A 13,052-nucleotide genomic window follows, 5' to 3' on the forward strand; every position below is an offset into this window, starting at 1 on the left:
CGGAGGACATGGTTCGAGCAGCCTCCGGCCTGACGGGGTCACCCGGCGTTGCGCGTTTTCGTCTCCAGGTTCCGCAGCCGGGCCTCAACGGCGCCGTCGACGATCCGCGCGTCAAAGGCGGGCTGCGGCGCGGTCGCCGGTCCTCGCACGTTCCACCCGTCGGCCAGCCGGAAGACACTGCCGTGCCAGGGGCAGCGGACGCAGCCGTCGATGATGTCCCCCTCCGACAGGGGCCCCGCCATGTGGCTGCACCGGTCGGCCAGGACACGCACCACGTTCCCGCTCTCGTGCACGACCATGACGGGCACCTCGTCCACGTGTCGGCGTACCACTTGCCCGACCGGGAAGTCAGCCACGTCTCCGAGACGGTGCCAGCCGGGGGTCACCACGTGGGGAACGTACTCGGCGTGATTGGCACCGGACGCCTGCCGGTAGGCCATGTGCCCGCCCAGCGCACCACCGAGCCCGGTGACGCTCAGCCCGGCGAGCCCAAGGGCTTTCCCGGCTCTCTCCCGGCCGCGGAAGCGGGCAACGACGGATCCGGCGAACAGCGATATCGCCGCACCGTTGGCCAGGGCGTGGACGAGGCCGACCCGCTGCTGCTGGCGGTGCAGTTCGGCCCAGTCCACCCAGCCGGCCACCGCCGCGGGAACGGCAGTGGCCAGTCCGATGCCGATGAGCGCGCGTGGCCCCCGCCGAACTCCGGGCAGCAGGTCCAGGACGGTCGCGGACAGCCACGAGCCGATGGGAACCTGTACCAGCAGGGGATGCACGGGGTGACCGAGCCAGCGCCCGTGCAGGGCGTCTCGCCCTGCCCCCAGCGGCACGGACCGCACCTTCTGCTGGACGGCGTCGATCACCTGGTCGGCGCCGGTCCACCGCTCCAGGCGATCCAGCGCCGACAGGACAGGTCCAGGGCCTCGATGCGTCATCCGGTCCTCCCGGGGCCTCGCGTTGGGTGAGAGGCGAGTAGCCCTGCCCGCCGGACCGGAAACGCGGGGTGCGGTGTTTCGTCCGGAACACGCTCCGGCGCGTGGCCGGTCTGTCCGAGGGGTGGGGCGGCCGTTTGCGGGCGTGTGGTCAGGTCCTTCGGCAACGGTGAGCAGACAGCGGCCGCGGACCGATCGAAGCGGTCCGCCACGAGGACGGGCAGACCGACCGCGGAAGCCCGAGCACGAGATCGGAGCAGGCCGGCCCGGTCACCAGCTGTCGCAGGGACGGCAGGGAGCGCAGGGTCTTCCATCTTCCCGCAGGCCGTCGCCCGGCGCCGAACCGCGGTGCCGCAGCGCTCACTCGCTCTTCGGGGCGGTGGCGGTGACGGTGCTGCCGATCCGGGCGACCGGTCCCTGGCAGAGGATTCCGACCGCCGTGCCTGCCGGGACCCGGGCCGAGGCCGATGGGCCGGTCCGCGCGCCGGCTGACGTCTTTCAGTCCTGGTGCCGGTTCCTCGTCCGGTGGTCGTCCGCCGCACATCGGCGTCGGCGCACCAGGATCCGCACCTTTTCGACAAGGCTTCTTGCGTCCGGGCTCCGGGAACGACTTCGGACCGGTGGGTACAGGTCAGCCGGTTCACCGGGAGCGATACCCGGTTTTCCGCGATCCGGAACCGAGCTTCCTGCGGACGGAGCTTCACGCGCTGGTAGTTGCCGGTGAAACCGTGTTCCCGGACCAGCCGCTCGTGGATGGCCGCACCTTTGACCGCGGCCTCCGGCCTCGGCACCGCGTCGATCAGCGGGGCGACCTCGTCACCCCCCGCTTCCGTGGCCGATCGCCGGACGCCCACCGCGGCGGCGCCATCGAGCCTGTGCCGACAGGCATTTCCGAGGCTGAGCGCGTTCACGTGCATACCGGCAGAGCCCTGCACCAGCGAGTTTGCTCGGTGCCTGTGCATTCTGTCCGCGGGGACCGGCGGACGCCGGGGAGTTCACGGTCGGCGAGTGACAGAGCCGATCGTCCCCTCCCCGGCGCCGGCACGGCTGCTACTTCTTGTGGCAGCCCCACTTGCCGTTGACCTGGGTGTAGTGCTCGCCCTTGGGGCACTTCTTGTGGTGCGGCGTCTTCGTGGCATCCGGCTTGGGCGCGTGATGGCTCGCGGCCACCGCGGCGTTCGCCGGTACTGCGAGAGCAGTACCTGCGGAGGCCACGGCTGCTCCGCCGGCGAGCATGCCCGCGGCGACGGTGGCGGTCAGAGTGCGTATGATCCTGCTTCGCATGATCGGCAGCCTCTCTGTAGTCGGCGTTGCCTCTTCATTCGATTCTTGGCGCTGCTCTCCGCAGTCCGCATCTCGATCATCAACATGGTGACCGAGCACGGTAGTTCTGCCGCGGTTTTGGCCGTTTCCCCGTAGTGCGGGAGAACGCGGCGCGAACGCCGGACGGGGCGCCGCAAAGCGCAATCGGGAAAGGATCCGTGCGGGCGGGCCGGCGCCTCCCGCGGCCGTCATTGTGTACGGCGAACCGCGGCGCAGGGTGGACGCGCTTGGGCGCCGCTGTTTCATCGGGGAAGTGGCCGCAACCGCGGACGGCTTCGCGTGTACAGGCGTTGACGCTCTCGATCGCGTTCGCCGAGCAGATCACCTTGTGGCTCTCGGTGCCGAAGGAGGGAAAAGGCACCAACTCGGTCCAGGCGTCCTCCCACAGCTTCACGATCGCCCGGTACATGCTGTCCCACGCCTCGGCGAACTCATGAACCGCTCCGTGGCCGCCTCCTCGTCCGAGATGGTGTGGGCCGGCTTGTCGGTTGCCCGCTTGGTGGTTTCGAACTGTGCGAATTTTCCTGTGATGTGATCGGTCGTCCGCCGGCCGTGGCCTGGTGTGGTGTGGTGTGGAGTACGGGTTGGGGGCGGGCTTGTGAGGGGGCGCATGGGGTCGGCCGACGACACCTGGACGGGCCCTTCCCGCGCCGCGCACCGGACGGCACGGGTGTGGACAAGGCCTGCGGCAATCGGAAGATCCGCGGCTGCCTGCGCAGGCGCGGCATCCGGAGCGTGATCCCGGTGCAGAAGGAGCACAAGTCCCCCCTTCTGCAACGGGGTTCACGTGGCGGACGGCCCGGGCTTCGACAAGCGGGGATACGTCTTCCCGGGTACCGTCACCACCTCCGTACTCATGATCTGGCTCCGGCCCCGATGGGCGGGACAGAACCTCAGGCGCCGGCCAACTCGGCGTTCGCGCGCTCCGTGATCAGCGCCAACACGCGGCCCGCGACGGCAAGGTCCTCGGCCGGAATACCGGCGTACAGCCGGGCGGAGATCTCGGCGGTCTCGGCGGTGGTGCTCTCGTGCAGCTCCCGTCCGGCGTCCGTGAGTCGCATCCGGGACGCGTCCACCGGGTCCTCTTCCAGCAGTTTCGTGGCCGTCAACTCCTCGACTACGCCGCGTACGACCGACTCGTCGGTCTTCAGCGAGCCGGTGACGTCGCCGACGAGCTCGTCCCAGCCGATGGACTCGCCCGCGACCACGACGGCCCGGAGCGTCACACTCTGGTGGAACGTGGCGCCGTGGCGGGCCAGCACGCCCTCCAGGAGGGCACGCCCGGCATAGTGCGCCAGGGCTATGACCCGGCCATTGACCGTGGGTGCGGTGGTGGTCATGACTGCTCCTTGTCGCTCTCGGTGTGCGGATCAAGAGGCGCGTCGAGCAGGATCGCCAGCTCGCGGGTGAACTGCCTTGTGCGCGGGCTGTCCTGTCCCCCGAGCGGCTCCAGCAGCTGGTCCAGCAGGCCCTGGACCACCTTGATCGCGCGGCGTGTGACGTCGTGCCCTTGCTCAGTGAGCGACAACTGCATGGCGCGCGGGTCGTTCGGGTCCCGGGTGCGGGCGACGAGTCCGGCGGCTTCCAGGGCACGGGCGAGCTTGGAAACATACAAGGGTTCGAGCCCTGTGTGGTCGGCGAGCCGGCGCTGGCTGGGCCGCAGCCCGGAGCGCCGCATGCCGTACAGCGACGCCATCAACGCGTACTGGGCATGGGTCAGGCCCAGCGGCGCGACCGCCCGGTCGACGGCTACTCGCCACTTCATCGACAAACGCCAGACCAGGAACCCCGCCGTGGCGCTCTCAGCTGCTGAGCTCACACCAAAGTACGGTACATGGCTACCATATACATGGCTACTATTTCGCCGCAGGCACTGAAGCGAGGTCACGTTCGGGGAGGCGCACCGACCGAGTGTGTGTTTGCTGGTGCAGTCGCCTCGGGCCCGGTGCTGGTGCTGGTTTCGGGTACCGATGGTTTCCGGCCATTGTGTTGGTGGGAGGTGTGGCCAGGGGGAGGCTGGTGTGGTGGGGGTGCGGTGGTGGAGAATGCGGCCAGAAAGAGAGATCAACTTTGCCCGTGCTGGGTAAGCGATCTTCAGTCCCGCCTTCAGGAAGGCCACACTGATGCAGTCCGTCTCCCGCCCGGCACAGGCCGTTGTCCTGCACTACCGCAGCCGCGCCGTCGACCCGCTCCGCCCCCTGGACGTCGAGGATGCTGAACTGCTGCGCATCATCTCCGACCCTTACACGCCGGTGTTCCTCACGGTGCACGCGGGCGGGCGCCGCAGGTACAGCTACTGGCAGTCGTTCGACACCCGCACCGGCAGAGGGAGTTGCTACGTCGCCCTGCCCACTGACGCGTGCGACATATTGCACTCCACCGGACGGATCACGCTGGGCGAGCCGCTCGTCGATCCGGGCAGGACGATCTACCGCGTCCGGCCCGCCGAGACCCTGACCGCTCCTCAGCGCCTGGTGCGGACGACGGCCCGCGCGGCATGACCGGCAGTCGACGGGATCCTGCACCGGGTGCGGACCGGAGTGCAGTGGCGTGACCCGCCGCGGCGGTGCGGGAGCTCACCGGCGGCGGCGTGAGGCACGCCTTCGACGTCGTCGGCGTGGCGGCGACCGCGGAACAGGCGCTGCGCATGACCTCCCTCGGAGGGGACGTGCAGGTGGTGGGCCTGGGCAGGCGGCGGCGGCGAGCTGAGGCTCTCCCTGCCACGGCTGCTCCTCCAGCAGAAGCGGATCCAGGGGCTGATCATGGGGTCGGGCACTTTGCGGCGGGACATTCCGCGCTACGCCGAGTGGTGTCTGCGGGAGCGCATGAACCCCGACGATCTCGTCTCCCGGCAGATCGCTCTGGACGAGATCGACGCGGGATACGCCGCCCTTCGGAACCCCGAGGTGGCACGCGTGGTCATCACGTCGTTCCGAGACCCGCGCCGGTGAACTCGCGGACTTCGACGACCCGGCCGGTCGGTCGGTCGCGCGTCGGCCGTACGGCAGTCGGCTCGATCACCGCCCCCGCCCGCGTGCCCCCTTGCCCGGACCGCTCGGGGCCGGGCCCCGGGGGATCAGCCATGACATCCCCAGGGTCCGGCTCGGGGCGTGCGGTTCGACGGCTTGGCACCGCCGGCGTCATACCGTGCCGGCCGCGGCGGCCCTCCGCGCCGTTTCCGCCGCCCGGCGGGCGGGCCCCGGCGAACAGCTTCTGCGGGGCTTCTCGGGCGTCAGCCGGACGTCGTCCACTTGTGCCACTTGCCGTTGTAGAAGCAGTTCTGCCAGTAGTGGTAGCCCTTGTTCACGTAGACGACGATGCAGCGGCGCGGGTCGCCGGTGCCGTTCGGCCCCATCATGTCGTCGGCACGGCCGTTGCCCGGCATCTCCTTCCAGCCGCCGGCGTTCTTCCACGTGTGCCAGATCGTGCGGTTCGGGGCGATCACGAAGACCTCGTCGACCCGGCCGTCACGGTTCCAGTCGACGTAGCCCTCCTTCACGCGCGTGCCGCACTTGTAGTAGCCCTGGTAACCCCAGACTTTGATGGAGCACCGCGCCGCGGCCCGAGCGGGGGCGCCGGTGTCGGCCGAGGCGGCCGGCAGGGCGGGGCCCGCCAGCCCTGCCAGGGCCACCGCCGCGCCGAGACACGCCTTGGTGACGACGTTCACGAGACTTCCCCCGTCCCTGTTCAGCACACCACGGTGCGGTCGTACCGGCCGCCGACGGTCTGGAAGAGCCAGCCGGACCTGTTCGGCATGGACTTGCACCCGCTGTCCGACCAGTACTTGACGATCACCTTGACGCGCATGGTCTTGCCGCAGAAGTTGCGCAGGTGGACCCGCACGCCGCCATCGGGCTTGTTCTCGACGCTCGTGCGCTCGATGCACGCAGGCGCGGTTCCGGCAGCGGCGATCTGCCCGGCCCTGTCCTGACCGGCGTTGACCCGATCGGCGGCCGTGGCGCTCCCGGTGAGGCCGGCGGTGAGAGCGGCGGCCGCGGCCGCCGCGGCGACGAACGATTTGATCTTGACCATGTCTTCCCCTTGTCGGTGGTGGCCGGAGGGCGGGGCGGGCGGTGGAGCGGCCCGCGTACCGAGATTGCTGGCCAATCCGAAGCGGGGCCAGCGGCGCGGGGCGGGTTGGGACACCGTGGGACGTGCCACGCGCTGACCTGCTGAGACGTCCGACGGGACGCGGTATCGCTGGGAAGCCGACTGGTGCGGGACATGGCCGAAGAGGCACGGGCGCGGCGTGTGGACCGCAACCAGGAGCCTGCCCCGGGGTTACCAACAGTCGGAACATGAAGAAGGCGGAGGCCCTGGGGTCCTGACGCTCACGGAGTGAAGCATGCCGCGCTGGAAGGAACTGCCGGATTCGCTGGACCGGAGGGTCCAGCAATTCGTGGTGCAGCTGAGGAGGTTGAAGGATCGCAGCGGGTTGAGCCTCGCCTCGCTCGCGGCCAGGACCGAGTACAGCCGCTCGTCGTGGGAGCGCTGCCTGAACGGGAAGGCGCTGCCTCCACGTCACGCGGTGGAGAAGCTGGCGCGGATCACGGGGGCGGAGCCGACCCGGCTGCTGGTGCTGCACGAGGTGGCCGAGGAAGCGTGGCAGCAGCGGATCGCACCGTCGCCGTCGGCCGGAGCGGAGGACGAGGGGCGCGGCAGGACCGAGGGCGACACGACCGTACCGGCGGAGCCGCCCCGGGTCGTGGGGGAGCGGCCCGCGTCGGTGCGGGACGGGCGGCGGCCGGGTGTGCCCGGGCCCGTCGTGGTTGTCGCCGTCGTGGCCGCCGTGCTCGTCGGGCTGGGCGCGGGAATGCTGATGGCTGCATCGTGGGACGGTGACGGCGGCAGCGGGCGGGCGGGCACAGCACTGGACACACCGACCGCACGGCCGAGTGCGCGTGCCAGTGCCACGCCCGCCGCCAACGGGCCGGGGAGGTACATCTTCAAGCCGGGCAAGTCCTACCCCTGCAAGGTCCACAGGGCCGACGGCCCAGGTGGCGGTCTGGTCGCCGGATACAGCACGACACGCACCGCCGTCCTCGCCGGACCGGGCTGGGACGTGGTGGAGGCCCAGTGCCTGTTGAGCCACCACAGGATGGGGCCGGGCGTCGTCGACGGGGTCTACGGACAGCAGACGATCGCGGCCGTGATGCGGCTGCAGAAGAAGGCCGGGCTGCCGGCGGACGGCATCGTGGGCCCGCACACCTGGCGGGTACTGCGCGGATGACCTCCCCCGCACCCGAATGAGCGGCCCTGATCGAGCGCACCCCGTGCGGCAGGTCGTCCTGGGAACGCTGTCCCAACGGCAGGCTCCCGGTACCCCGGCAGGCCGTCGGGGCGCTCTGCGCGATGGCGGGCGAGTGCCCCGGGCGGTTGCTCGCGCTCCGGGAGCCGGCCGACGCCGCCCGCTCAGGACCCGATGAGACCGGAGGACGCCGGAACCCGGTCGGCGACCCCGGTCTCCCTAGCGCTCGATCCGGCCCCCGGCGGTCAGGGCAGAGCGTGCGACGGAAAGGATCTCGACCACATGTCCTGCGGACCGCCCGGCCGGGCCGGCGCGCCCACACCCGCTTCGACGTCGTCCGCGTCTTCCAGGGCGACACCGCAAACTGTGCCGAGGTGACCAGCGAACGACACGGCAGACGGACCATGTACCTGCCCACCGCCGCCCTCAGCTGCGTCCTCTCCGCGCGAGCGGAGGTGAGCCGCACGCTGCCGCGTCCACCGACGGTGGCTGCCCGGAGCACGGAGGGAGAGACCCGCGGAACGTCGCGCCGATCGTCAGGACATCTCACGCATCCGGCTGATCTCGCTGGTCTGCTGTGCGATCACATCGTTCGCCATCTCCTCGACCTGTACGTTGTTGCCGTCCGAGAGCACCGAGGTGGCCATGGTGATGGCGCCGTCGTGGTGCGTGATCATGAGTTTCAGGAACAGCTCGTCGAAGGCCGCGCCCCGCGCCGCGCGGAGCTGCTTCAGCTGTGCCCCGGTCGCCATGCCGGGCATCGCGGCATGGTCGTGGTGGTGCCCCGAGTGCGCGCCACCACTGGTGTGCCGTGCCCCGCCGTGGTTCTTCAACCACCCCTGCATGGCGTCGATTTCTGGTCCCTGACCTGCGGCGATGCGTGAGGCGATCCGCTTCACGCCGCCCGACTCCGCCTGGTGCGCGGCGAGTTCGGTCATCTCCAGGGCCTGGCCGTGATGGGTGATCATCATCTGGACGTACTCGAAGTCCGCCGCGTTGGGGGAGTCGTCGGGCATCTCCTTCGCGGCGTCCTCGGCGGACAGGGTCCGGGCGGGCTCACCGGGCTTGCCAGGGGCGATCACCGAGGGACCGGGCGCGCTCTTCTTCCCCGGGGCGTCCGCGCCCGAGTCGCACCCGCTGACAGCGAGGGCGGCAAGGGCGAGAGCGGTGACCGCCCGCCACTTGACACGATCAAAGACTTTCATGACAAGCACGCTGCCATCTTTTGATCTGTACATGAAAGGTACGATACTGCCGCTGTCCGTGAACCGTTCCCTTGCGAACGGAGAACAGGGAGGAAACAGTGAACCTGTTGAACAGTCCCCGAACACGGCCCAGACACCTGGGGGTTGTGACAGCCGCCACCGGCCTGCTGGTCGCGCTGCTCACGGCCGCTCCGGCCGTGGCGACGCCCGACCCCGGCGACGCCACCACCACGCCTCAGCGTGTGTCGAAGAGTGAGGCGGCCGAGACCAGAACGGCCATCGCCAAGGGCGAGATACCGGCGCCCGACGAGATCGTCCACTCCGACAACATCGAACACCTCGCCAACGTCCCCAAGGACGCCCTGCCGGACCTCAACTCCGACCTCGCCTTCCAGGGCAAGTACGCGTTCGCCGGCAACTACGACGGCTTCCGCGTCTTCGACATCAGCAACCCGAGGGCACCCAAGACGGTCTCCCAGGTGCTGTGCCCGGGGTCGCAGAACGACGTATCCGTCTCCGGCAACCTGCTGTTCCTGTCCACCGACTCCTCACGCAGTGACGACTCCTGCTCGAGCACGTCGCAGCCCGCGACCGAGAAGTCGTCGTGGGAGGGCATGAAGGTCTTCGACATCAGCGACAAGAAGAACCCGAAGTACGTCGCGGCCGTCGAGACCAACTGCGGCTCGCACACGCACTCCCTCGTTCCCCACGGCCGCAACGTCTACATCTACGTGTCCTCGTACTCCCCGAGCCCGTCGTTCCCCGACTGCCGGCCCCCGCACGACGGCATCTCGATCATCAAGGTGCCGCGCGACGCTCCCCAGAAGGCCGCGGTCGTCAACTTCGCGGTGCTCTTCCCGGGTGACGGCCCCGACGGTGGCGGCAACCCCGGCGCGCCCACCAACCCGGGTGTCTCCAAGACCACCGGCTGCCACGACATCACCGTGCTGCCGTCGAAGGACCTGGCCGCCGGTGCCTGCATGGGTGACGGCATCCTGATGTCCATCAAGGACCCGGAGCACCCGAAGGTCATCGACCAGGTCCAGGACAACGTCAACTTCGCGTTCTGGCACTCCGCGACCTTCAACCAGACCGCGAAGAAGGTCGTCTTCACCGACGAACTCGGCGGCGGATCCGCCGCGACCTGCAACGCGGCCGTCGGCCCGAACCGCGGAGCCGACGGCATCTACGACATCGTCGGCAAGGGCGACCGGCGCAAGCTCGTCTTCCGCGGTTACTTCAAGATCCCCCGGCACCAGGCGGACACCGAGAACTGCGTCGCCCACAACGGCTCGCTGATCCCGGTCAAGGGCCGCGACATCATGGTCCAGGCCTGGTACCAGGGCGGCGTCTCGGTCTGGGACTTCACCGACTCGACGAAGCCGAAGGAGATCGGCTACTTCGAGCGGGGCCCGCTCACCACGGACCGGCTGACCGTGGGCGGTTCCTGGTCCGCGTACTACTACAACGGCCACATCTACTCGAACGACATCGCCAAGGGCTTCGATGTGCTCAAGCTCAGCGACCGGCGCACCGACCCGGCCCGGAAGATCCGCCTGGACCGGCTGAACGCCCAGACCCAGCCGGACTACTTCGACTGACCCGGCAAAGGCCTGCCGGGCTCCGGGCCCAGGAACCCGGAGACGTGGGCAAGCGCCGTGGCACCGGTCCCGCCGGGCGGCTCATCGCCCGGCGGGACACCCCGTTCCCCGTCCAGGCACAGGCGGCAGCCGAACGCCACAGGAGCCACGGCGCCGCACAGCTCTGCCAGGACCTGCCGACCCGCTGGGCCGGCTCACCTCGGCGTCCGAGGTGCGGCGTCGCGGATGGCCATGCCGGCTCGTCCGCCGGGAGGTCCGCGATCGGCGCCGTAGCGGCTGCCGGAACGGCGGATACGAACTCCGCCGCCTCGATCTCGATGCCGCTGCCGGGCCGACCGCTGCCGCAGCGCACACGTCCCGGGCCGCTGACGGTCTCGTCGAACACCACCACCGCAACCCGGTCCGCGGACACGGGACACACCCCGCCCGGCTGCGTCCCTGCCCGCGCCGGCCGCCCGGCGTCGGCAGCGGACAGGCCGTTGCGGCGGATCCCGGCCGCGCGGGCGAGAGCGCCGTGGGGGAGGGCTGATCACATCAGGGTGTTCATGCAGCCGGAAGAACATGCCAAGCGCCGCGGGGACCTCGGAGCACCTGCCGACGGCTCTGGGGAAACCACGTTGCCGTCGATGCCGAAGCCGCCATCGGCGACCTTGCGGTAGAGCCGGCGCAGGCCGAGGAAGCTTGTTCATCCGGGCGAATTCGCGGATCCTTGCGACGATTTCGTCGTCGGTCCGGCCCTCGGCGTCGGTCACGGCGGACACCGTGGCCGAGGGTGCGTCAACCGCCTGCGGCGGCGGCGAGTCATCGCCACCCCCTACGAAGACCACGGCCATTCATCCGGCAGGACTCCACTTCACCGACGACTTCCCGTGGTCGGCGCGTGGACCCGGACGCAGCCGCCTGGGCAGGAGGTGGGACGGCCGGGCTGTGTCCTCCGCGGCGTCATCGCGCGCGGCGTCAGGTCATGCCGACCGGGCACCGCCCTGCGATTGCCGGACGGCATGGACCAGGGGCGCGAGCACGGGATCGGTGGCGGCCTGGTCGAGGGCCTCGCGCAGGGCGGTGTTGTGGGTGGGTCGGGCCTCCTCCAGCAGGCGCAGGCCGTCGTCGGTGACGTCGGTGTAGATGCCGCGGCGGTCGGTGGGGCACAGGTAGCGCGAGAGCAGCCCGCGGTCCTCCAACCGGGTCACCAGCCGCGTGGTGGCGCTCTGGCTGAGGACGACGGAGTCGGCGACCTGCCGCATCTGCAGGTGTCCGCCCTCGCCGTCGTGCTGGCGGCTCAGCACGTCCAGCAGTGAGTACTCGCGCGCGCTCAACCGGTGTTCGCTCTGAAGCGCACGTTCGACTCTGCTCTCGATGCGTCCGTGCAGGAGCGAGAGCGCCGACCAACCGTGCGCCAGTGCGGTCATCGCCGGGTCGGTGGCGGTCATGAGCAGCTCCCTCAGTCGGGTCGTGCGAGCGGAGACGCCGGCAGGAGACCTGCCGCCGTATCACGGACCTCATTGTAGCCGCGTTTGCCATTAGCCAGCGTGTGCAATTATTGTCAACGCCTGTAAGGTGCTTGTGCAACTTCGCTCTGTATGTCAAAGGACCCTCGTCATGCCGCTCGCACTGCTGGCCCTGGCCATAGGAGCCTTCGGAATCGGCACCACGGAATTCGTGATCATGGGGCTGTTGCCCCAGGTCGGCGCGGGCTTCGGCGTGTCCGTACCGACGGCCGGCCTGCTGGTCACCGGCTACGCCCTCGGCGTCATGATCGGCGCACCGATCATGACCGTCCTCGGCACCAGGATCTCTCGCAAGAACATGCTCATGCTGCTCATGGGCCTGTTCATCCTGGGCAACTCCATCTCCGCCGTCGCCCCGGTCTTCGCCGTCATGCTGATCGGCCGAGTGGTGGCCTCGCTGGCCCACGGCGCCTTCTTCGGCATCGGCTCCGTCGTCGCCGCCGAACTGGTGGCGCCGGAGAGGAAGGCCGGTGCCATCTCCATGATGTTCACCGGCCTGACCGTGGCCAACGTCGTCGGCGTGCCCCTGGGCACGTTCGTGGGCCAGAGCGCCGGCTGGCGCGTGACCTTCCTGCTCGTCGCCGCCCTCGGCGTACTCGGCCTGGTCGGCGTCGCCAAGCTCGTACCCGACGTACCCAAGCCGGATGGAGTGCAGCTGCGGCACGAGGTCGCCGCCTTCAAGGACGCCCAGGTCATTTTGGCCATGGCCATGACGGTCCTCGGCTTCGGAGGCGTGTTCGCCGCGATCACCTACATCGCGCCGATGGCGACCGAGGTCAGTGGCTTCGCGGAATCCTCCGTCACCTGGCTGATGGTGGTTTTCGGGCTGGGCATGGTGGCAGGCAACCTCATCGGCGGTCGTTTCGCGGACCGCAAGCTCATGCCCATGCTCTGCACCGCCCTGGGCGGCCTGGCACTGGTCCTGCTGCTGTTCACCTTCCTGGCCTCCGGCAAGGCCGCGTCCGTCGTGGCCGTCTTCCTCATCGGCGCTCTCGGCTTCGCCACCGTCCCGCCGCTGCAGAAGCGCGTCCTGGACCACGCCCACGGCGCGCCGACGCTGGCCTCGGCGGCCAACATCGGCGCCTTCAACCTGGGCAACGCCCTGTCCGCCTGGCTCGGCGGACTGGTGATCTCCGCCGGCCTCGGCTACACCGCGCCCAATGCCGTCGGGGCCGTCCTGGCCGCCGCCGCTCTGGTGCTGGCCGTCATCTCACACCGGCTCGAGCTGCGGCGCACCC

General features: G+C 69.9%; 14 protein-coding genes. 5 read left to right on the forward strand and 9 right to left on the reverse strand.

The genetic code is table 11. The features are described 5' to 3' along the window. Window positions 1–38 precede the first annotated feature (38 nt). The 5 genes from RH94_RS23685 to RH94_RS23705 all read right to left on the reverse strand — a co-directional run bounded on the left by RH94_RS23685 (window position 39) and on the right by RH94_RS23705 (window position 4,071). Window positions 39–932, reverse strand: coding sequence for a Rieske 2Fe-2S domain-containing protein (locus RH94_RS23685; protein ID WP_073949734.1), 894 nt, complete (start codon window positions 930–932; stop codon window positions 39–41). A 1,047-nt stretch (window positions 933–1,979) separates the two neighbouring features. After that, entirely contained in the window at window positions 1,980–2,213 is a 234-nt protein-coding gene (locus tag RH94_RS23690; protein WP_073949735.1) for a hypothetical protein, read from the reverse strand. Window positions 2,214–2,292: 79 nt separating this feature from the next. Next, window positions 2,293–2,661 (reverse strand): transposase, encoded by a 369-nt coding sequence (locus RH94_RS46760; protein WP_079189152.1) that lies wholly within the window; start codon window positions 2,659–2,661, stop codon window positions 2,293–2,295. A 484-nt stretch (window positions 2,662–3,145) separates the two neighbouring features. Then, complete coding sequence (locus RH94_RS23700; RefSeq protein WP_073949739.1) at window positions 3,146–3,592, reverse strand: MarR family transcriptional regulator; 447 nt, start codon at window positions 3,590–3,592, stop codon at window positions 3,146–3,148. Beyond that, window positions 3,589–4,071 carry a MarR family winged helix-turn-helix transcriptional regulator gene (locus RH94_RS23705; RefSeq protein WP_073949741.1) on the reverse strand — a complete coding sequence of 161 codons (483 nt, stop codon included), beginning with the start codon at window positions 4,069–4,071 and terminating at the stop codon, window positions 3,589–3,591. Before RH94_RS23705 ends, RH94_RS23700 begins: the two co-directional genes overlap by 4 nt. Before the next feature lie 304 nt (window positions 4,072–4,375). Here RH94_RS23705 and RH94_RS23710 point away from each other — a divergent pair, with 304 nt between their 5' ends. Then, window positions 4,376–4,753: a hypothetical protein gene (locus RH94_RS23710; protein WP_073949743.1), complete on the forward strand. Its 378-nt coding sequence runs from the start codon at window positions 4,376–4,378 to the stop codon at window positions 4,751–4,753. 261 nt (window positions 4,754–5,014) lie between these two features. Beyond that, a complete protein-coding gene (locus tag RH94_RS44340; RefSeq protein ID WP_234425989.1) occupies window positions 5,015–5,203 on the forward strand; it encodes a hypothetical protein in 189 nt (62 codons plus the stop codon). Between the two features lie 281 nt (window positions 5,204–5,484). Here RH94_RS44340 and RH94_RS23725 read toward each other — a convergent pair whose 3' ends face one another. Beyond that, window positions 5,485–5,919, reverse strand: coding sequence for a hypothetical protein (locus RH94_RS23725; RefSeq protein WP_073949745.1), 435 nt, complete (start codon window positions 5,917–5,919; stop codon window positions 5,485–5,487). Window positions 5,920–5,939: 20 nt separating this feature from the next. Then, window positions 5,940–6,284 carry a hypothetical protein gene (locus RH94_RS23730; RefSeq protein WP_073949747.1) on the reverse strand — a complete coding sequence of 115 codons (345 nt, stop codon included), beginning with the start codon at window positions 6,282–6,284 and terminating at the stop codon, window positions 5,940–5,942. Between the two features lie 313 nt (window positions 6,285–6,597). Here RH94_RS23730 and RH94_RS23735 point away from each other — a divergent pair, with 313 nt between their 5' ends. Further along, window positions 6,598–7,482 carry a helix-turn-helix domain-containing protein gene (locus RH94_RS23735; protein ID WP_073949749.1) on the forward strand — a complete coding sequence of 295 codons (885 nt, stop codon included), beginning with the start codon at window positions 6,598–6,600 and terminating at the stop codon, window positions 7,480–7,482. Between the two features lie 554 nt (window positions 7,483–8,036). Here the strand turns inward: RH94_RS23735 and RH94_RS23740 are convergent. Continuing rightward, the gene (locus RH94_RS23740) at window positions 8,037–8,705 is read right to left on the reverse strand and encodes a DUF305 domain-containing protein (protein WP_073949751.1); all 669 of its coding nucleotides are present in this window, start codon (window positions 8,703–8,705) and stop codon (window positions 8,037–8,039) included. Between the two features lie 98 nt (window positions 8,706–8,803). On the opposite strand from RH94_RS23740, the gene RH94_RS23745 reads away from it, so the two are divergent. Continuing rightward, window positions 8,804–10,306 carry an LVIVD repeat-containing protein gene (locus RH94_RS23745; RefSeq protein ID WP_073949753.1) on the forward strand — a complete coding sequence of 501 codons (1,503 nt, stop codon included), beginning with the start codon at window positions 8,804–8,806 and terminating at the stop codon, window positions 10,304–10,306. 962 nt (window positions 10,307–11,268) lie between these two features. On the opposite strand, the gene RH94_RS23750 is transcribed toward RH94_RS23745, so the two are convergent. Then, complete coding sequence (locus tag RH94_RS23750) at window positions 11,269–11,736, reverse strand: MarR family winged helix-turn-helix transcriptional regulator (protein ID WP_073949755.1); 468 nt, start codon at window positions 11,734–11,736, stop codon at window positions 11,269–11,271. Window positions 11,737–11,905: 169 nt separating this feature from the next. On the opposite strand from RH94_RS23750, the gene RH94_RS23755 reads away from it, so the two are divergent. Beyond that, on the forward strand, window positions 11,906–13,052 hold a 1,147-nt coding region (locus tag RH94_RS23755; protein ID WP_073949785.1), incomplete at its 3' end, for an MFS transporter.

The organism is Streptomyces kebangsaanensis (genome assembly GCF_001906585.1).
Taxonomy (GTDB): domain Bacteria; phylum Actinomycetota; class Actinomycetes; order Streptomycetales; family Streptomycetaceae; genus Streptomyces; species Streptomyces kebangsaanensis.